Source organism: Alistipes sp. CHKCI003 (assembly GCF_900021155.1).
Lineage (GTDB): Bacteria > Bacteroidota > Bacteroidia > Bacteroidales > Rikenellaceae > Alistipes > Alistipes excrementavium.
Genome location: NZ_FCNT01000083.1, coordinates 20,679 through 40,435, shown reverse-complemented (window position 1 = coordinate 40,435; position 19,757 = coordinate 20,679). Strand labels below are relative to the sequence as shown.

Sequence of the window (19,757 nt, the reverse complement as noted above, 5' to 3'; positions counted from 1 at the left end):
CGCCCGACGGCCGCCGCGGCCCGCCCGGAATCAAAAATAAGTATTAAAGCGTACTCCGGCACGGCAAAAAATAGCTACTTTTGGTGGCAAAAAAATGCGCGTTCGGCACTTCGATGCGTCCGAACGGAACGTTTTCGTCAGGCCGGGAGGCGATCCGCGTTCGCGCGGGCGATTCCGGAGGGCGGAAACGACCGCGAAAAACAGCAACGAAAAACTTAAAATACATACGCATTATGGTCGATATTTTCGCACGTCTCGAGAAAAACGCGGGCGGTCCCATCGGACAATACATGTCCTATGCCCACGGCTATTTCGCCTTCCCCAAACTCGAAGGCGAACTGGGTCCCCACATGATCTTCCGCGGCAAGATGATGCTCAACTGGAGCCTGAACAACTACCTCGGACTTGCCAACCACCCCGAGGTCCGCGAGGCCGACGCCAAAGGCGCCGCCGAATTCGGCATGGCGGCTCCGATGGGCGCCCGCATGATGAGCGGGCAGACCAAGTACCACGAACAGCTCGAACGCGAGCTCGCGGAGTTCGTAGGCAAGGAGGACGCCTTCCTGCTGAACTTCGGCTATCAGGGCATGCTTTCGATCATCGACTGCCTGCTCACGCCGCGCGACGTGGTGGTCTACGACGCCGAGGCCCACGCCTGCATCATCGACGGTCTGCGTCTGCACAAGGGCAAACGCTTCGTCTACGGCCACAACGACATGGAGTCGCTGCGCCTGCAGCTCAAACACGCCACCGAGCTGGCCGAGGAGCAGAACGGCGGCGTGCTGGTAATCACCGAAGGCGTCTTCGGCATGAAGGGCGATCTGGGCAAGCTGGACGAGATCGTGGCGATGAAGAAGGACTTCGCGTTCCGCCTCTTGGTGGACGACGCCCACGGCTTCGGCACGATGGGCCGCGGCGGCCGCGGCACGGCCGACCACTTCGGCGTGGTCGACGGCGTGGACGTGCTGTTCAACACCTTCGCCAAGTCGATGGCCGGCATCGGCGCCTTCGTCAGCGGTCCCCGCTGGCTCATCAACCTGCTGCGCTACAACATGCGCTCGCAGCTCTATGCCAAGTCGCTCCCGATGCCGATGGTGATCGGCGCGCTGAAGCGTCTGGATCTGATCCGCCGCCATCCCGAATATCAGGAGAAACTCTGGGAGATCACCCGGGCCCTGCAAAGCGGACTGAAGGAGAACGGCTTCCAGATCGGAGTTACCCAATCGCCCGTTACGCCCGTCTACATGAAGGGCGGCATCCCCGAGGCGACGAACCTGATCGTCGACCTGCGCGAGAACCACGCCCTGTTCTGCTCGATCGTCGTCTACCCCGTGATCCCGAAGGGCGAGATCATCCTGCGCGTGATCCCGACGGCGGCCCACACGCTCGAAGACGTGCGCTATACGATCGAGGCGTTCAAATCCGTGCGCGACAAGCTCGAAGGCGGCGTTTATGCCAAGATGCCGATTCCGATGCGTGCCGACGAGGGATTCAAAGTGCGTTAACCGGCATCCTCAGCCGTAGGGCTGCCCGACCGGTTTCGGGAATCGGATTCCGCCCCTGCCGAAGCTTATGCCGGCAGGGGCGAAGTCGTTAGCGGAGATTCGTCGGACAGCTTGCCTTCCGGGAACGATGCGCCTGCTGCCCGTTGTCCGATCGCGGGCCGGTCATCCCGCATGCCTTTTTGCGCTTTTGCTCCGCCATTCGGAGTTTTGCCGTTTTCACGGGAACCGAAGCTGCGGTCCGTCTCTCTGCGAATCGTCCGCATTGTCGCCCAATCTGCAATTCTTGCGACATAACAATTTCATACGTAGTACTGTACCGTAAACGTTCCGGTACTCTGCCGGTCGGGGAATCTGTCGACGGCCGCCGGCTCTCCGCTCGGCGGCAACGGGTTTTCGTCGAGCCGTTTGCCGCGTGGTTTGCACGAATGCAGGCGGGAACGGGAGACCGGGAGCTCGAAACGGGAGTGCGGGTGCAGAAAGCCGGACCGGAGAATCCGTCGGAGCGGACGGCGGACGCGGTGTCGGAAATCGGGAACCGGGCGCGGTTTTCGGGAATAGGGTGGAAGTGAACCGCTCCGGTCCGCGAATCGAGGATGAAAAAGAATCGGGTACACTGAGCGCGAAGGTGCGGAACGCTGCGCGGGCAGGAGCGGACGGCACGGCGGAGGAGGTGGAACGAAAGGCCCGGGGAGGGGTGTGGACGGGTAGATGCGCAGCCGTGGTGCGGGAGTGCGAACGGGCGGTGAAGATGCGAAAACGGGGCCGGGCGGCGGAGCGGATGATTGCCTTCGATACCGTCGGTATCTGCCGTTCGCTGCTGGCGGCCGAGGCGAAGACCGTCCGCAACGGGGTGCGGACCGGCGTATGTCTCGGCTGTGGCGCGTTCTTCCTCGTTCGGACGAAGCAGAACGAAACACGACGGGAACACGACGGATGTACGGTCCGAACGCAGAGAGAGCCGGCGCAGAACAGGATCGGAAAGTCGGCGCGGCAGGACGAAACGGATGGTGCGGCCGGAACGGCGCGGGACGAAGACCGGACGGGAAACGGCCGATGAAGGCCGAAAAGGAATCGAAGCCGGGCCGGATTTGTCCGGAACATGTCGCGCAGGCGGTGGGCGCATGAACGGCAGCAGGGGCCTGCCGGAACGAACGAGACGAGGACGGGGCTGTCTGACGCGTTTTTCAGCCCTCCGAGAAATTGCGTATTCGGAAAAATTCCCGATGAGCAGTACGAATAAAAAAGGGCTGTCCAAGATTTGTTAGACAGCCCCGTCCTCGTTTCGTATCGGAGCCTCGGGTGTGCCCCGCGCCCCTCTCTCCTCTTCCTTCCGGTTTGCACCGGGCTCTATTTCTTGCCTTTGGGGGCGAGGATCATGTTCATCTTCTTGCCGTCGAGTTTGGGCATCATTTCCACCTTGGCCAACTCTTCGAGATCGGTGGCGAAGCGGAGCAGCAGGATCTCGCCCTGCTCCTTGAAGACGATCGAACGGCCGCGGAAGAAGACGTAGGCTTTGACCTTGGCCCCCTCCTTGAGGAAGTTCTCGGCATGCCTGAGCTTGAAGTTGTAGTCGTGATCGTCGGTCTGGGGGCCGAAGCGGATCTCCTTGACGACGATCTTCGTCTGATTGGCTTTCAGCTCTTTGGCTTTTTTCTTTTGTTGATAGAGGAACTTCTGGTAGTCGGCGATGCGGCATACGGGCGGTTCGGCCTTGGGCGAGATCTCGATCAGGTCGAGGCCCAGCTCGTCGGCCAGCGCCAGTGCGTCGCGGATCGGCAGAACGCGGGGTTCTCCGATGTTGTCTCCGACCACGCGCACCTCCGGAACGGCGATTTCGCGGTTCGTGCGGTGCGGATTTTCCTTTTCGGGCAGGCGGCGGCCGTAACGGTTGTTCGGATTGCCGCCTGCGGGTTTCGGTCTGTTATTCCCCGGGGTGAACGGCCTCGGCGGAAATGGTTTCGGTGCTGCGATAATTGTAAATATTTTAAGGTTAATCTGTTATTTCTTTTCCAGCTTGTTGGCCTCGATCTCTCCGCGCACCAGTTCCGCGATGAGGTTGCGGAAGGCTTCGAGCGTCATCTGCCCCTTGTCGCCCTCGCCCTGCGCGCGGACCGAGACCAGACCCTCGGCCTCCTCCTTCTCGCCGACGATCAGCAGATAGGGGATGCGCTTGAGTTCGTTGTCGCGGATCTTGCGGCCGATCTTCTCGTTGCGGTCGTCGATCTGCGCCCGCACGTCGTGGCGGTTGAGGTATTCGACCACGTGTGCGGCGTAGTCGTTGTACTTCTCCGAGATGGGCAGCACGACGACCTGATCGGGCGAGAGCCACAGCGGGAACCGGCCTCCCGTGTGTTCGAGCAGCACGGCCACGAAGCGCTCCATCGAGCCGAACGGCGCGCGGTGGATCATGATCGGGCGGTGGAGCTTGTCGTCGGCTCCCTTGTACGTGAGGTCGAACCGTTCGGGCAGGTTGTAGTCCACCTGAATGGTGCCGAGCTGCCACTTGCGGCCGATGGCGTCCTTGACCATGAAGTCGAGCTTCGGGCCGTAGAAGGCCGCTTCGCCGTATTCGATCACCGTGTTGAGGCCCTTCTCTTCCGCGGCCCGTATGATCGCGCTCTCGGCCTTCTCCCAGTTCTCGTCCGAGCCGATGTATTTCTCGCGGTTCAGGGGGTCGCGCAGCGAAATCTGTGCCGTATAGTTGTCGAATTTGAGCGTTTTGAAGATGTAGAGCACGATGTCGATCACGCGCTCGAACTCTTCGAGCAGCTGGTCGGGGCGCACGAACAGGTGGGCGTCGTCCTGCGTGAAGCCGCGCACGCGCGTCAGTCCGTGCAGCTCGCCCGACTGCTCGTAGCGGTAGACGGTGCCGAATTCCGCCAGACGCACGGGCAGCTCCTTGTACGAGCGGGGTTTCGAACGGTAGATTTCGCAGTGGTGCGGACAGTTCATCGGTTTGAGCAGATACTCCTCGCCTTCGATCGGGGTGCGGATCGGCTGAAACGAGTCTTTACCGTACTTGGCATAGTGGCCCGAGGTTACGTAGAGCTCCTTGTTGCCGATGTGGGGCGTGATGACCTGCTGGTAGCCGTACTCCTTCTGCACGCCGCGCAGGAATTGCTCCAGACGCTCGCGCAGGGCGGCGCCCTTGGGCAGCCAGAGCGGTAGCCCCTGTCCCACGCGCTGCGAGAAGGTGAAGAGTTCGAGCTCCCGGCCCAGCTTGCGGTGGTCGCGTTTCTTGGCCTCCTCCATCATGGCCACGTATTCGTCGAGCATCGACTTCTTGGGGAACGAGATGCCGTAGATGCGTGTGAGCATCTGGCGTTTCTCGTCGCCGCGCCAGTAGGCGCCGGCCACCGAGGTCAGCTTGATGGCCTTGATATACCCCGTATTGGGAATGTGCGGACCGCGGCAGAGGTCCGTGAAAGCTCCGTTGGTGTAGAACGAAATGGTGCCGTCCTCCAGAGCCGAGATCAGCTCGATCTTGTAGGGGTCTCCCTTCGCGGTGAAGGCGGCCAGCGCTTCGGCCTTGGGCACTTCGCGGCGGATGAGCTCCTCCTTGTTGCGCGCGAGCTCCTGCATCTTCTGCTCGATGCGCGGAAGGTCCGCCTCGGTGATGGGCACGGGGCTGTCCACGTCGTAGTAGAAGCCGTTCTCGATCGCAGGTCCTATGCCGAATCGGATGCCCGGATAGAGCGATTCGAGCGCTTCGGCCAGCAGGTGCGACGAAGTGTGCCAGAAGGCGTGCTTGCCCTCGGCGTCGTCCCATTTGTAGAATCTGACGGTCGCGTCCGTGTCGATCGGACGCATCATGTCCACGGTCGTGCCGTTTACCGATGCCGCCAGAGAGTCAGCAGCTAAACGAGGGCTGATGCTTTCGGCGATCCGGTAAGCCGTGGTCCCTTCGGCGAATTCCTTGACCGAGCCGTCGGGAAATGTGATTTTAATCATTATGTGTTCGTTTTTTGGAGCCGTGTCCGCTTCCACAATTACGAGACGGAATACGGACCGTCGCTCCGGTTTATTAGGGTCTGTCGTCTTTCCGGCGAACCGGTCGCCGCTCCGGCGGAGGGGGAATCGGCGTATGTTTCGTGCGCTTGCGGCCCGTCCGCCCGTCTGCGGCGTCCTGCCCGCAGGGGCGGTCGCCGTACCTGCGCGTGGGTGCGGCTGCCCGATCCTTCCGCTTGCCGGACTGCTACGCTTGCACCTCGGCCTCTGCCGCCGGATGCCTCCGTCATTCTCTGCGCACTCGGCCCGCCGTGCAAGCGGTTTTCCGGCACGGGGCGTTCCCTGCGAAACAAACCGCGAGACTACCCGCTTTCTTGCATAGGTCCTTTTCACTCTGCGCACTCGGCCCGCCGTGCAAGCGGTTTTCCGGCACGGGGCGTTCCCTGCGAAACAAACCGCGAGACTACCCGCTTTCTTGCATAGGTCCTTTTCACTCTGCGCACTCGGCCCGCAGTACAAGCGGTTCCCCGGCGCGGGCCGTTCCTTGCGAAACGATCCGCGGGACCGCCCGCTTTCTTGCATAGGTCCTTTTCACTCTGCACACTCGGCCCGCAGTACAAGCGGTTCCCCGGCACGGGCCGTTCCCTGCGAAACGATCCGGGGGACCGTCCGCTTTCTTGCATAGGTCCTTCTCACTCTGCGCACTCGGCCCGCAGTACAAGCGGTTTTCCGGCACGAACCGTTCCCTGCGAAACGATCCGCGGGACCGCCCGCTTTCTTGCATAGGTCCTTCTCACTCTGCGCACTCGGCCCGCAGTACAAGCGGTTTTCCGGCACGAACCGTTCCCTGCGAAACGATCCGCGGGACCGCCCGCTTTCTTGCATAGGTCCTTCTCACTCTGCGCACTCGGCCCGCAGTACAAGCGGTTTTCCGGCACGAACCGTTCCCTGCGAAACGATCCGCGGGACCGCCCGCTTTCTTGCATAGGTCCTTCTCACTCTGCGCACTCGGCCCGCAGTACAAGCGGTTTTCCGGCACGAACCGTTCCCTGCGAAACGATCCGCGGGACCGCCCGCTTTCTTGCATAGGTCCTTCTCACTCTGCGCACTCGGCCCGCAGTACAAGCGGTTTTCCGGCACGAACCGTTCCCTGCGAAACGATCCGCGGGACCGCCCGCTTTCTTGCATAGGTCCTTCTCACTCTGCACACTCGGCCTGCAGTGCAAACTGTTTACCAACACGGGCCGTTCGCGGATCGCCCCCCCCCTCCTTCTCGGCGGAGGTCAGTTCGCCTCCTTCTCCGTGTCGGGCAGATCGCGGACCGAGACGTCGCGTCCGCTCTTCTCGCGCTCGGCGCGCTGGAGCGGGTTGCGCGTCCACTGTGCCCATGCGCAGCGGCGTTCCACGATGTCCAGCGCCGTGTATATGGCATTGCGTAGCGACTGCGGATCGGCCTTGTCCTGTCCGGCGATGTCGTAGGCCGTGCCGTGGTCGGGCGAGGTGCGCACCCGCTCCAGACCGGCCGTGAAGTTCACCCCGTCGGGCGAGAGAGCCTTGAAAGGCGCCAATCCCTGATCGTGGTACATGGCCAGCACGGCATCGTAGCGGGCATAGCCTCCCCCGGCGAAGAGCCCGTCGGCGGCGAAAGGTCCGAAGGCCAGAATGCCCTGTTCGGCCGCCGTGCGGATCGCCGGACGGATCGTCTCCTGCTCCTCGCGGCCCAGCAGTCCGCCGTCGCCCGCATGGGGGTTGAGCGCCAGCACGGCGATCCGCGGTTCGACGATGCCGAAGTCGCACACGAGCGACCGGCGCAGGATCGAGAGCGAGCGGACGATCTTCTCCTCGGTGATGTCGCGGCTGACATCCGCCACGGGGACATGGATCGTTACCAGTCCCACGCGCAGCAGGTCGCTGCACATGATCATCATCGGTTCGCCGCCCAGCTCTGCGGCGAGGTATTCGGTGTGCCCCGTGTAGGGGAAGCGGTCTTCGTGCACCGTCTCCTTGTTGAAGGGAGCGGTTACGAGCGCGTCGATGCGGCCTTCGCGCAGGTCGGCCGTGGCGGCGCGGAGCGCTTCGACGGCGGCGTGCGCCGCTTCGGGGCTCGGATGGCCCGGCTCGACGGTCAGCTCCTGCGGACCTGCCGCCACGAGACTGACCTTTCCGCGCCGCGCCTCCTCGGCGGAGGCGATCTCCGTGAGGCTGCACTCTTCGGTCGCGGCGAGGGTGCGGCGATAGAAGGCCGCGGCCTTCGGCGATCCGTAAATTATTGGCGTACAAAGCTCTGTCATGCGCGGATCGGCGAATGTCTTGAGAATGACTTCCCAGCCGATGCCGTTCGTGTCGCCTTGCGTGATGCCTATCTTGAGTTTCGGGTCTGCCATAAATCGTTCTGTTTCAAAAAACAAAGATAGCAAAAAATCGGGGATTCCGCGAAGGTCGGCATCGTTTTTTCCCGATCTTTCTTTCGGCGGTCGGCAAGGATCGCGGATGCAGACCGGTCGAAAAAGCGCATCGGCCCTCTGCCTGCGGGAGCAACATGCCGAATTTCAATGACCTGACGGGTGGCGGCCGATGCTGCGTTTTTTCGCACGGAGCGTGTCTTGCCTTGTGCCGCCGGCTCCGCGCATGGGGTCGGAGGAGCGCGTTTTCGTGCCCCGGAAAGAAAAGATTCGGGGATGCGCGGACGACCTGAATGTTTGCGGATTCCGGTGCGCTTCGGTCCGGCGCCGTGCCGCCCGTGACGGCGATGGGCGAATGCGGGTGCGCCCGTCCTTATCTGCGGCCTCATACCGGCAAGACACCCTACTCGATGGTCTTCTTCCGCCGTCCGCAGAGAGTGGCGGTGCCGGAGCACATGATCCACGCCGTAGTCTGCGCCCGCCGACGAGCGACGGGCACCGTGGGGCACGGCTGCCGGATCGGCGGCGGCAGGAGCCGAAACCGTTGCATGAAGAGGATCGCTCGTCGGCGTTTGGCCGCTGGATGCGGTATGCCCTGTACCGGCCACGACCGACGCGGGGGAGGTATTCGGGCGACTATCTCCCTGTGCGGGTCCGACAAGGGGCCGTGCGGTTGACAGCCGGCAACCACGCCTCTCCCGAAGCCCCCGCGGACTGCTTTTCCCCCCCCCGCAGACCGTGCCTTTCCCGATGGACCCTCTTTCTTCGACGGCCCGTTTCTCTCCGACGGGGGTATTCCTCCCTCGATAGGGCAGCCCCTCCCCTCCGGCGGACTGCTTTTCCTCCGGCAAACCGTGCCTTTCCCGATGGACCCTCTTTCTTCGACGGCCCGTTCCTCTCCGATGGGGGTATTCCTCCCTCGATAGGGCACCCCCTCCGGCGGACTGCTTTTCCTCCGGCAAACCGTGCCTCTCCCGATGGACCCTCTTTCTCCGACGGCCCGTTCCTCTCCGATGGGGTATTCCTCCCTCGATAGGGCAGCCCCTCCCTTCCGGTGAACTGCTTTTCCCCCGACGGGCGGTGCCGCCGCAGGCCCGGCAGACGCGCTTGCACGGGCGCGTTTGCACGGCCGGTTTTACTTCGTGCGGCTGCGGAACTCGTGGCAGACGATGCCGGCGGCCATCGCCACGTTGAGCGATTCGGAGCCGCGGCGGCCGGGGGGATAGGGCGGAATGAAGAGTTTGCGGGAGACGTAGGCGGCGCATGCGTCCGAGATGCCGTGCCCTTCGTTGCCCATGAGGAGAATGCCGTCGGGCGTGAGCGGTGCCTCGCCGAGCGGAGTGCCTTCGAGGAAGGTGCCGTAGACAGGCATGCCCGCCGCCGCGGCTCCGGCGAGAAAGTGCGGAAGGTCCGTATAATGCACCCTCACCCGCAGGATCGCCCCCATCGTAGCCTGCACGACTTTGGGATTGAAGCAGTCGGCCGAAGCGGCCGAGCAGACCACATCCTCGATGCCGAACCAGTCGGCCAGACGGATGATGGTCCCCATGTTGCCCGGGTTTCCGACATCGTCGAGCGCCAGCACGAGACGCCCGGCCAGTCGGTCCGGACGCAGTGCGTACCGGGGGATTCCGACCAGCGCCAGCGCCTTCGTCGGCGTCTTGAGCAGCGAGAGCCGTTCCATCTCTTTCGGCGATACGGGCGTAACCTCCCGTCCGGAGAAGCTCCCTTCGAGCGCATAGATCCGCTCCACCCTGAGGTGCGAAGTACGCAGCTCGCCCACGAGTTTTTCGCCTTCGGCCACGAAAAGACCCGTCTCGGTGCGGCCCCGCTTGTCGGCGAGCGCCCGCACCTGTCGTATTTCGGCTTTGGTAATCATGTTCGTTCGTAACGTTTGGAGGACCGCCCGGAAGCGGTCGTTCGCCGGGTGCGTCCGGTGTCGGAGCGCTGCGGTTTCGACGCCTTCCGCACCGAAGCGGCTCGGCTGCCGCCGGACTGCTTCCGCCGATCGGAACGCCTTTTCGGGGACTTCCCGAACTGACGGACGGTTCGCCGGCGTCGGTCCGCATATCGGAACTGCCCTCGGAACGCATCGGCCCGTTCCTCCGTCGCGCTCATTCTTTTGCCTGCCGCATCCCTTTTGTGGAGGTATCGTGTCTTCCGACTTCCGGCCTTGTGTTCGGCAGATCCGCTTTTGTCTGCCGCGGCTCTCGGCGGGAGGCATCCGTCCGCCCCTCTCCGTCCGCGTCCGCCTTCCTCCCGGCCTCCGCCCGCTCTGTTTCCCTCCGCGCTCAACGCCGGACCGTTGCCCGCTCCGTCCTCCTCTGCGCCTGTATTGTCTGTTTTGTCCACCTCCGCTCTCGGCGTCTGTATTGTGGATCGTATCTTCCGACTTCCGGCCTTGTGTTCGGCAGATCCGCTTTTGTCTGCCGCGGCTCTCGGCGGGAGGCATCCGTCCGCCCCTCTCCGTCCGTGTCCGCCTTCCTCCCGGCCTCCGCCCGCTCTGTTTCCCTCCGCGCTCAACGCCGGACCGTTGCCCGCTCCGTCCTTCGTCCGCTTCGGAATCCTGCACTCTTCCGTCTTCGGCCCCCTTTCTTCGGAGACGACGGGATTTTCATTCGTCGGCTTTTGGCTCCGCCGGCCCTGTCTCCGGTCGGTCTCTGTCCCGAACGTCCGTTTCCTCGGAAAGCTTTTCCCGCTCCCTGTCGGCGGTCCCTCTTCGCGGCGCTTTTCGCTCGGGGATTTCGAATCGGCGGCCCTCTGCGGCCGCTTCCGTCGCCGGGAACGACCGCCGGGCCTCCTCGACCAGAATCGTCTCGTCCTTGTAGCGGGACGAGAAATGCCCGATCACGAGCCGTCCGGCTCCGGCGAGCAGCGCCGCCCGGGCGGCCTCCTCCGAGGTCGAATGTCCCCGCTCGCGGGCGATTTTCCGCTCCGCCGCGGCATAGGTCGCCTCGTGATACATCAGATCTGCGCCGGCGCACAATCCGGCCGCCTTGGCCGAATAGTTCGTGTCGGAGAGATAGGCGTACGAACGCGGAACGTAAGGCTGGTAGGTCAGCTCCCCGTTGGGGATCGTCTCGCCGCCGGCGAGCGTAATGTCGCGGCCCTGCTTGGCCGCCGTGATCTGCGCGACGGAGAGGCCGTATTCGACGATCTTGAATTTATCGACATTGAGCGGCGGCTCCTTTTCGCGGAACAGAAAACCGGCGGTGGGGATCCGGTGCCGCAGAGGCACGGACCACACCTCCAGCGTGCGGTTCTCGTAGAGCAGCGCGTGCTGCGTGGTGTCCGTCTCGTGCCATTCGACCGTGTAGGGCAGTCCGCTGTCGAAATAGCGGAGATGACAGGCCAGCATCTCGCCGAACGGGGCCGGAGCGTATACCGCAAGCGGCGTCCGCCGTCCGTACAGTCCGAGCGTCGAGAGCAGCGGGAAAAGTCCGTAGACATGGTCCCCGTGCAGATGCGAGATGAATACGGCCCTTATTTTCAACGGATTGATTCGCTGTCGGATCATCTGTTGCTGCACGCCCTCGCCCGCGTCGACCAGATAGTGTTGTTCGTGGACGTTCACTATCTGGGCCGACGGATGGCGCGTGGGCGTGGGTTTGGCCGAGGCCGAACCCAATATGGTAACGGAAAAACTCAAATTGCTAAACGATCAGTCATATTTCGTTGTTTCGGACGTTTCGGTTGTCTGTCCCCGATGCGGCGCGCGCCTTGCGGCGAATCGCTCGCCCGCATCTTTGGTCCCGGCAGGTCCCGGCGGGTTCCGGTGCAGCCCGCCTCGTACCCGGAATGCCGGAGCCGTCGGTCCGCACGACCCGCAGGTTCCCGTCTTCCGCATCCTCCTCACCCGGCAACTGCGGACAGCGTGCGCATATCGCCGAACCGTCGCGGCTGGAAAAGTTGCCGGCTCCTTCCCGCGCTCGGGTGTGCGAACGACTTTCGCCTGCTCTTCCTTTCTCTTTTCGGACCGCGCTGCGCAGTCCCGTACCGTTCGGATCGCTCCGCACCGCGTTGTGCCGGGTCTCACGGTTCGGCCCGTGCTGCACTGTGCGGTACCGGGTTGTGCCGAGCGGAGTGTTCGCGCCGCGCCGTATCGCAGCGTCCGGGTCGCGCCGTAGTGTGGCCGTGTATACTCTGTCGTACCGTTCAAACGCTCCGTATCCGTGCCGAATCATCCCGTCCTGTCCCGTTCGCGCCGCGCCGGAGTGCAGGGTATGGCGTATCGCGGCGACGGGAAATCCTCCCCGCAGCCCCTCCCTTCTCCGACGGGGACTGCGGGGAGGACCGTTCCGATGAACCGAAGCCTAAGCCTTCGGCCCCGCCCCGATCGAATTCGCAGCGAGACCCGCGGCGGCAGCCGTTCCGATGCCGGCGACGGAAGCGGGGAGTGCCGAAAGCAGCAAGGGGCGCCGTGGGAAGCCGCCCCCTTCCTCCCTTCCTCCCGGTCGTAGGAGCGTCGGACAGCCTGCTTAGCGCAGCAGGAACCGCTCGCAGTCCAGTGCGGCGACACAGCCCGAACCGGCGGCGGTGATGGCCTGACGGTAGTGGGGGTCCTTGACGTCGCCGGCGGCGAAGACGCCTTCGACGGAGGTTCTGGACGAGCCGCCCTCGACCCGTATGTATCCCTCTTCGTCCAGTTCGAGCTGGTCGGCGAAGAGTTCGGTGTTGGGGTGGTGTCCGATGGCGAGGAAGAATCCCGAGATGTCGATCTTGACCTCCGAGCCGTCGTTCCTGCGCAGCAGGGCGCCCGTTACGCCGTTCTCGTCGCCGAGCACTTCGGCCGTGTTGTGCTCGAAGAGCACCGTGATGTTGGGTGTCTTGAAGACCCGCTCCTGCATCGCCTTCGATGCGCGGAGGAAGGGTTTGCGGACGATCATATAGACCTGACGGCAGAGCGAGGCGAGATAGGTGGCCTCCTCGCAGGCCGTATCGCCGCCGCCGACCACGGCCACGTCCTTCTTGCGGTAGAAGAATCCGTCGCAGGTGGCGCAGGCGCTCACGCCCATGCCGCGGAACTTCTGTTCCGAGGGCAGTCCGAGGTATTTGGCCGTGGCTCCCGTGGCGATGATGAGGCTCTCGGCCGCGATCTCCTTCTCGCCGTCCACGACGACATGGAACGGCCGCGACGAGAGATCCACTTTCGTGATGTTGCCCGAGCGTATGTCGGCGCCGAATCGCTCGGCCTGCTTGCGTATGTCGGCCATCATCTGATTGCCGTCGACGCCCTCGGGGTATCCCGGGAAGTTCTCGATCTCCGTGGTGGTGGTGAGCTGTCCGCCCGGTTCGATGCCTTCGTAGAGCACGGGCGCGAGGTTGGCGCGCGAGGTGTAGATCGCCGCAGTGTATCCTGCGGGTCCGCTGCCGATGATCAGTACTTTTACTTCTTCCATAATCGTAGTAGTTTTTTTCGTATTTGTTTTCAGTTCTCGGGTTCTTTCCCGGCGAGTGCGTAGGCTTCGTCGCGGGTCCCGGCCGGTCCTGCGACGGGGTTCCCTTCGTAGTCGTATATGTACCACATGCCTGCCCGCCGGACCTCGGACAAGCTGGCTTCGGGTCTGTATTCGACGATCTCGCACACGGGCGGAATGACGTAGCGCCCCTGCTTGTCGATCAGCCCCATGCCTTCGGCGGTCTGCACGGCCGCACGGCCTTCGTGGAAATCGTCGGCCCACAGGTATTGCGCCGGAATGACCGTGCGGTTCTCCGCATCGACATAGCCGAATCCCTCCTCGTCGCCCACGCAGACGAGCTGTTCGAATACGTGGCCGACCCACAGATGCCCCGTCAGCCGGTCGGCGGGCATGCCGTATGCGGCCTGTACGTCGGAGAGGGTTCGCTGCGGTCCGTCGGCGGCTTCGCCGACAGCGCCGAGCAGCTGCGCGAAAGCCTCCTCGTCGCCTCCGGGCTCCGTGCGGACGTGGTGCCAGCGAATCGGCAGCCATCGTCCGCCGCTCCAGCGGAGGTTCTCGGGTTTGAGGTTCCCGTGCGAGATGCCCAGACGGGCCAGCTCGCCGCGCAGGGCTTCGAGTGCCGCCGCAAGCCGTTCTTTCGGCTCCGCGGCGAGCGCTTCGCCGAACGTGAGGCCCTCCGGGAGCCGTTGCAGGACGAGGTCCGAGCGGTGTTCTCCGCCGGCCGAGTCTTCGTAGCGCATCTCGTCGCGCAGGAGCCTGTATTCGGCGAGCCACTCCGAGCGGAGCGTGCGGAGCCGTGCGGCCGCCCGCTCGATGCCGGGCACGGCGGAGGGCGCGAGGGGCATGCAGACGAGCCATCGTCCGCCCCGCCAGTCGATCTCGGCTTCGGCGAAGCGCGAAGTGCGGCTCATCCGCGGCCGCCCGTCCGGCCCGGTCGGGATGCGTGCGTCGCGCAGTGCGTCGAAGTGGTCGGCGGGTGCGAGCAGCGCCCGCGTGAAGCTGTATATCGTGGGTGTCATGCCTTTATTCCGTTTTTACGCTGATCGAACCGATGTTGAGCACGGCCACGAGCTCCTGCACCGAGGCGTTGTAGCTCATGCCGCGATAGGGCGGCGTGCCGCCGCGCAGTTCGCGGATCGCCGCGTCGAACGCCGCCGGCATCTGGCTCGAACAGTCGTAGAGCAGCGAGGCGTACCGGTTGCCGTAGGCGGCCTCGTCGGCCGTGGGGAAGAGAAGCGCCTTTTCCTCCGTGCCGGAGGCGATGTGGATGTTGATGAGCAGCACGTTTCCGTCGTCGGTGCGGAGCGAGCGTATCCGGCTGCAAACTTCGCGCAGCTCCGCATCGTCGCAGTCGGAGGCTTCGCCGTCGGTGATGTTGAAGACCACGGGCGGGAAGCTGGCGGCGTTCTCGGGGCGCGAGGTCCACTCCGCCACCAGATCGCGTACTTCGAGCAGCGCTTCGTACATCGGGGTCTCGCCCTCGGCGTGCGGTTCGACCCAGCGGGGTACGGCCACCTCGTCGAGCAGGGCGGCGCTGCCGTCCGGCAGGCGGTATTCCGCCTTTGCGGCGGGCGGCTCGGCACCCCGTGCGGCGACCTCTGCGATGGAGTGGAATCCCCTTTCGCCCAGCAGGGGCAGCGTGCCGCCGCCGGCATAGCCGACGAGGGCGATGTCGTAGTAGTCGCGGATGCCGTCGCTGCGGCGGGCGCGTTCGGTCAGTTCGAAAAGCAGCCGGTTGGCGACCGTGGCGACGGCTTCGGCCTTGGTCGTCGTGCGGCGGTCGAACCGGATCCGTTCGTTCATCGAACCCGAAAAGTCGATGGCGAGCACGAAAGCCGTGCGGCGGTTGCGTGTGATGCTCTGTGTGTACATAGGTTTTATTCGAGGCCTCTTACGGCGGAGTAGTCCGCCATGATTTCAGTTTCGCTGTCGCTGTCGAGCCCGTATCCGACGGCCATGTCGGGCGAGCAGTCGCGCTGCCGGTCGGCGTCCGTCGTGCGGCGCATGGCGGCGTGGGCGTTGGCACCGGCTTCGACCGCCTCGGCGATCTCCTGCGCCGACGGGCGGTGGCCCAGAAGGCTCGCCAGCAGGTTTTCGGCGTAGCTGTGCGCATAGTCGTCGTAGCGGGCGTCGAAGGCGCGGAAGCGGTCGTCGAGCTCCGCGAAGGTCCGGATCGAGCCGGCGTCTACCGCGTCGAGTATTTCGTCGACGGCGCGTTTGGTGATGTATTGTCCGGCGATGTCGAGCCATCGTCCGCTGCCGTCGGCGTCGGGCGCCGAGGCGCCCCGCGCGAGCATCGCGCCCATCGAGGCGACGACGGCTTTGTTGTAGAGTCCGATTCCGCGCCGGAGCATATTGGCTTTGATGACGACTTTTCTGTGGTTGTACGACCCTGCGTCGGGATCGGCCTCGGCGAGTGCGTGGAGCGTGTTGACGGCCGCGACGAAGCCGGAGCAGACGTAGGGGTTGTACTCCGCGAAATCGACCACGTCGCGCCTCACGCGCCGGCGGTCGCGCTGCGCCCACTTCTCGATGTCGCGCACGGCGCCGCAGCTCGTGAGGTTCGCGCCCGGCATGAGCATCGAGCGCTCCTCCTTTTCGACGAGGTACGAATAGGGGAATTCCGACGTGTCGTGGTGCGAGGAGTGGTGCCCGAGCACGATGGTGAACGGCCCTTCGATCGCGGGCGACATGATGTAGGCTCCGCTGCCGAACTTGCAGCCGCGCAGATGGACCGACTGGTGCACCGCGCCGCTCTTGAAGAGGTGGTTGCTCTGGTTGGCGCCGCTGCCGGCGTTGAAGAAGGAGAACATGCCGGCGATCAGCAGCGACGACTTGTGGTGCGATACGGTGAAGGGGCCGGCGAACACGGAGGCGGCTTCGCCGTTCTCGCAGTGCGAGTTGGCGAAAAAGAGCGAATCGACGGCCGTGAATCCGTTGGAGAGGATGCAGTTTTCGCCGACGAAGCATCGTTCGACGATCGCGCCGTTGTCGAGGCGCGCGCCTTCGGCCGCGATGAAGTGCGACGCCTTGACGTCCGCGCCGACGGCGGCGCCCTCGGCGAGCGTGCCCTCTTCGAGGCGCGAGGCCCCGTCGATTGTCGCGCCGTCGCCGATGCGCATTTCGCGGACGAAGCGGGCGCCGACGATCCGGCAGCCGCGTCCCACGCTGCCCATCGCCGAACGGCGGGCGCGGACCACGGATTCGGTCATGCGCTCCAGCGCCGCCACTGTCTGCGGGCGGTGGCGGTAGACGGCCGACGCATAGGCCGCCTGCGCCGACATGAGGTCGCAGATGCGGACGGTGCGCCCCCCGCACTCGTTCATCGCCGCCACGGGCGTTCCGTTGCCGAACGCGCTCTCGTGCCGGCATTCGAGCGCCGTAACCTGTTCGACGAGCGAATCTTCGCCGATGCGGTAGTTGCGCACGCGCGACGAGACGATGCGGGCGCCCGAAGCGATCTCCACACGCCCTTCCAAGCGGCTCGCGCGCAGTTGCCCGGGCCGGAAATCCTCCGAGACCATGACCTGCGTCCAGTCGTCGGCCGACGAGCCGAGAGTTTCGGCCTCAGCGATTTCCGCAGGGGTTAAGTTTCTCAATCGTGCCATCTGTTTTGCCGGAAGGCGTCCGGATTGCAATTTTTTACAGATGCAAATATAACGATTTGTCGGCAAAAAACAGGCGGCGGGGCGATTTTTGTGTGCGCCGGCCGTGTCTGCACGGCGCGGGAGCCTCTCCTCCGGAGTGGGCGGACGCCCGTTTTTCGGCGGCTCTGCGCAACCGTTCCGGCCCGGGTGCGCTTCGGATCGGTGCCGGTTGCGTGTGCTGCGTGCGCGGCAGTCTTTCCGCTTGATGCGCACCGCGCACTGGAGCGAATGCGTCCGTGCGACCCGTCATCGTCGGATTTCCGTCCGTCGTTCTGTTGCGCGCGGATAAGCGATCCGGCTGCTGTTGCGTCGGATGCTCGGATCCCGGGTTCGTCCGGCCCGCATCCGCACAGCCCGTCCGTTCCGCCCGCGTGTCGAATGGTCCGGCGGGCGGTTTGCGGCCTAAGTTGTTGCGTCGGATGCTCGGGTCTCGGGTTCGTCCGTTCCGCATCCGCACAGCCCGTCCGTTCCGCCCGCGTGTCGAGCGGTCCGACGGGCGGTTTGCGGCCTAAGTTGTTGCGTCGGATGCTCGGGTCCCGGGTTCGTCCGGTCCGCATCCGCACAGCCCGTCCGTTCCGCCCGCGTGTCGAACGGTCCGACGGGCGGTTTGCGGCCTAAGTTGTTGCGTCGGATGCTCGGGTCTCGGGTTCGTCCGGTCCGCATCCGCACAGCCCGTCCGTTCCGCCCGCGTGTCGAACGGTCCGACGGGCGGTTTGCGGCCTAAGTTGTTGCGTCGGATGCTCGGGTCCCGGGTTCGTCCGTTCCGCATCCGCACAGCCCGTCCGTTCCGCCCGCGTGTCGAACGGTCCGACGAGCGGTTTGCGGCCGGACCCGTTGCGGCGCGCATCAGCAGATGTCCTCTGCGACGGAATCCGCAGGCGGTGTTTCGTGCCCGTCGCGGTCGATTTCCGAGATGCGTCCGCCGCGGAGGATACGGGCCTTTCCGTCTCGGAACGGTTTGACGGCTTCGCACCCCGGACAGCGAATCACCGTGTGTCCGTCGGTGTCGATGAAATGCCATGTGCGCCCCAGTCGTACGGCGGCCAGCCCCTCGGTGAAGTCGAATCCGCAGTCGTATAGGGGCGGAATCGTCGCTTCGCCCGTTCGGAGATCGCGGTATCCCCAGAGACCGTGTTCGACGAAGAGCTCGGGCGCTTCGGCGGGTGGCGCGGTTTCGGACGGAGCGCACCGGAAGCCCTCCGTTCCGGCTGTGTCCGGCGGGACGAGGGGCGCGGTCGACCGCTCGGACGGGGCTTCCGTGTCGCATAGGGCGTCCGGCGCCCCGCCGACACCGACGGCTCCGTCCCCGCCGGACCGGCTGTTCCGCTTACCGTGTGCGGCGCATAGGGTGTCTTCGTCGGTCTCCGTCCGGAAGGGGATGTCTGAGGTGTTCAGCACTTCGCCGACACCGACGGCCCCGTCCCCGCCGGACCGGCTGTTCCGCTCACCGTGTGCCGTGCACGGAGCCTTCTGCGACCGATTCTGCGGCCGTGCCGCAGCCGCGTGTGCCGTGCCGTATGCCGCACCGGTTCGGACGGCACGGGCGAACAGCTCGGGCAGTCCGGGCAGCCGGTAGCCGGGCGAGAGCAGAAGGCGGGCGATGCGGTAGGAGAGGGCCATGCCCTGTCGTTCGAAGAGTGCGAGTATTTCGCGCAGCGCCTCGTCGGCCGGCAGACGGTGCGGGTCGATCAGGAGCGTGTCCTGCGTGTCGTAGCGTTCGCGCAGCGTGGGATCGCAGGCGAGTGCGTGGAGGGCCGTGGAGATCAGCGCGGCGGGGAAGTCGTCGAGCCGGGCGTCGAAATCCGCCGTCGTGCGGGCCGGATGCTGGAACGCTGCCGTGCCCAGCTCGGGACTCTCCGTGCCGGCGAACGCGGGCAGGAACGAGGCGTCGAAGTCGATGAGGCGGAGCGTGCCGTCGGGCCGGACGACGATGTTCTCGGGTTTCAGGTCGCCGTGGGCGCAGTCGTCGGCCGTCATGGCGGCGGCGAGCCGGTCGAACGCTTCGGCCAGACGTGCGAACTCCGCGCGGTCGGCCGCTGCGATCCGCTCGTGGAGCGTTTGGCCCTCGACCCAGCGGTCGACCACCACGTCGGTCCATTCGCCCTGCCGGTCGTCGCGGTAGACGAAGAGTTCGCCGCGCAGCAGCTTGGGTCCGTAGACGGCTTCGAGGTTGCGCGTTTTGCGCGTGTAGCAGCGCAGGGCGTAACATGCACCGCCGCGGCGGATTTTGAACACCACGGCGCTGTTTCCCGCGCGGTAGCACATCCGGCCGTCGGCGTCGCGGCATACGTCGATCCGGCCCAGCGTGCGCGTCAGGCCGCGGGAGTTGCCGACCGAGAAGAGATATTGACGGACTGAAATCAAGGCTCAGAGGTGTTTTTGCGGTTTCGGTGCCGGGAGCGAAGCCCTCTCTCGCACTTTCCTCGCCGACCGCGTCGTGCGGTCCCGGCGTATTGCCCCGGCATGTAGTTCCGGCATGCATTCTTGGCATGCTGTCCGGTGTGCAAACCCGTCGTGCGGTCTCGGCGTATTGCCCCGACATGTAGTTCCGGTATGCATTCTTGGCATGCTGTCCGGTGTGCAAACCCTTCGTGCGGTCTCGGCGTATTGCCCCGACATGTGGTTCCGGTATGCATTCTTGGCGTGCTGTCCCGGTGTGCAAACCCGTCGTGCGGTCTCGGCGTATTGCCCCGACATGTGGTTCCGGCATGCATTCTTGGCGTGCTGTTCCGGTGTGCAATCCCGTCGTGCGGTCTCGGCGTATTGCCCCGGCATGTGGTTCCGGTATGCATTCTTGGCATGCTGTCCGGTGTGCAAACCCTTCGTGCGGTCTCG

General features: G+C 64.8%; 13 protein-coding genes. 3 read left to right on the top strand and 10 right to left on the bottom strand.

All coding sequences use genetic code 11. The features are described 5' to 3' along the window. The 3 genes from BN3659_RS13345 to BN3659_RS10680 form a co-directional block, all read left to right on the top strand. Nucleotides 1-219 (top strand): hypothetical protein (locus tag BN3659_RS13345; protein WP_216092804.1); only part of this gene is annotated, 219 nt, incomplete at its 5' end. 14 nt (nucleotides 220-233) lie between these two features. After that, nucleotides 234-1,505 carry an aminotransferase class I/II-fold pyridoxal phosphate-dependent enzyme gene (locus BN3659_RS10685; protein WP_091536863.1) on the top strand — a complete coding sequence of 424 codons (1,272 nt, stop codon included), beginning with the start codon at nucleotides 234-236 and terminating at the stop codon, nucleotides 1,503-1,505. 565 nt (nucleotides 1,506-2,070) lie between these two features. Then, the gene (locus tag BN3659_RS10680; RefSeq protein ID WP_141682566.1) at nucleotides 2,071-2,562 is read left to right on the top strand and encodes a hypothetical protein; all 492 of its coding nucleotides are present in this window, start codon (nucleotides 2,071-2,073) and stop codon (nucleotides 2,560-2,562) included. A 290-nt stretch (nucleotides 2,563-2,852) separates the two neighbouring features. On the opposite strand, the gene infC is transcribed toward BN3659_RS10680, so the two are convergent. The 10 genes from infC to BN3659_RS13545 form a co-directional block, all read right to left on the bottom strand. Next, a complete protein-coding gene (infC, locus tag BN3659_RS10675) occupies nucleotides 2,853-3,323 on the bottom strand; it encodes a translation initiation factor IF-3 (RefSeq protein WP_253181081.1) in 471 nt (156 codons plus the stop codon). Between the two features lie 180 nt (nucleotides 3,324-3,503). Beyond that, nucleotides 3,504-5,456, bottom strand: coding sequence for a threonine--tRNA ligase (thrS, locus tag BN3659_RS10670; RefSeq protein ID WP_091536858.1), 1,953 nt, complete (start codon nucleotides 5,454-5,456; stop codon nucleotides 3,504-3,506). A 1,280-nt stretch (nucleotides 5,457-6,736) separates the two neighbouring features. Continuing rightward, entirely contained in the window at nucleotides 6,737-7,837 is a 1,101-nt protein-coding gene (pdxA, locus tag BN3659_RS10665) for a 4-hydroxythreonine-4-phosphate dehydrogenase PdxA (RefSeq protein ID WP_091536857.1), read from the bottom strand. 1,153 nt (nucleotides 7,838-8,990) lie between these two features. Next, nucleotides 8,991-9,731 (bottom strand): RNA methyltransferase, encoded by a 741-nt coding sequence (locus BN3659_RS10660; RefSeq protein WP_091536866.1) that lies wholly within the window; start codon nucleotides 9,729-9,731, stop codon nucleotides 8,991-8,993. Nucleotides 9,732-10,469: 738 nt separating this feature from the next. Further along, nucleotides 10,470-11,504 carry a ribonuclease Z gene (locus BN3659_RS10655; protein WP_091536855.1) on the bottom strand — a complete coding sequence of 345 codons (1,035 nt, stop codon included), beginning with the start codon at nucleotides 11,502-11,504 and terminating at the stop codon, nucleotides 10,470-10,472. An 829-nt stretch (nucleotides 11,505-12,333) separates the two neighbouring features. Then, a complete protein-coding gene (trxB, locus tag BN3659_RS10650; protein ID WP_091536853.1) occupies nucleotides 12,334-13,254 on the bottom strand; it encodes a thioredoxin-disulfide reductase in 921 nt (306 codons plus the stop codon). A 29-nt stretch (nucleotides 13,255-13,283) separates the two neighbouring features. Continuing rightward, nucleotides 13,284-14,294, bottom strand: a complete 1,011-nt coding sequence (locus tag BN3659_RS10645) for a WG repeat-containing protein (RefSeq protein ID WP_091536851.1) — start codon at nucleotides 14,292-14,294, stop codon at nucleotides 13,284-13,286. A gap of 4 nt (nucleotides 14,295-14,298) precedes the next feature. Further along, nucleotides 14,299-15,147 (bottom strand): vWA domain-containing protein, encoded by an 849-nt coding sequence (locus BN3659_RS10640; protein WP_091536850.1) that lies wholly within the window; start codon nucleotides 15,145-15,147, stop codon nucleotides 14,299-14,301. A 5-nt stretch (nucleotides 15,148-15,152) separates the two neighbouring features. Beyond that, entirely contained in the window at nucleotides 15,153-16,883 is a 1,731-nt protein-coding gene (locus BN3659_RS10635) for a DUF4954 family protein (RefSeq protein ID WP_091536848.1), read from the bottom strand. An 885-nt stretch (nucleotides 16,884-17,768) separates the two neighbouring features. Further along, on the bottom strand, nucleotides 17,769-19,286 hold the full coding sequence (locus BN3659_RS13545) for a WG repeat-containing protein (RefSeq protein ID WP_253181080.1): 1,518 nt from the start codon (nucleotides 19,284-19,286) through the stop codon (nucleotides 17,769-17,771). Nucleotides 19,287-19,757: the final 471 nt, after the last annotated feature.

What these genes read in the sequence shown, in the direction of transcription:
- BN3659_RS10640 (WP_091536850.1), bottom strand. Translation starts at nt 15,147, where the DNA reads ATGTACACACAGAGCATCACACGCAACCGCCGCACGGCTTTCGTGCTC.
- trxB (WP_091536853.1), bottom strand. Translation starts at nt 13,254, where the DNA reads ATGGAAGAAGTAAAAGTACTGATCATCGGCAGCGGACCCGCAGGATAC.
- BN3659_RS10685 (WP_091536863.1), top strand. Translation starts at nt 234, where the DNA reads ATGGTCGATATTTTCGCACGTCTCGAGAAAAACGCGGGCGGTCCCATC.
- BN3659_RS10645 (WP_091536851.1), bottom strand. Translation starts at nt 14,294, where the DNA reads ATGACACCCACGATATACAGCTTCACGCGGGCGCTGCTCGCACCCGCC.
- BN3659_RS10635 (WP_091536848.1), bottom strand. Translation starts at nt 16,883, where the DNA reads ATGGCACGATTGAGAAACTTAACCCCTGCGGAAATCGCTGAGGCCGAA.
- pdxA (WP_091536857.1), bottom strand. Translation starts at nt 7,837, where the DNA reads ATGGCAGACCCGAAACTCAAGATAGGCATCACGCAAGGCGACACGAAC.
- thrS (WP_091536858.1), bottom strand. Translation starts at nt 5,456, where the DNA reads ATGATTAAAATCACATTTCCCGACGGCTCGGTCAAGGAATTCGCCGAA.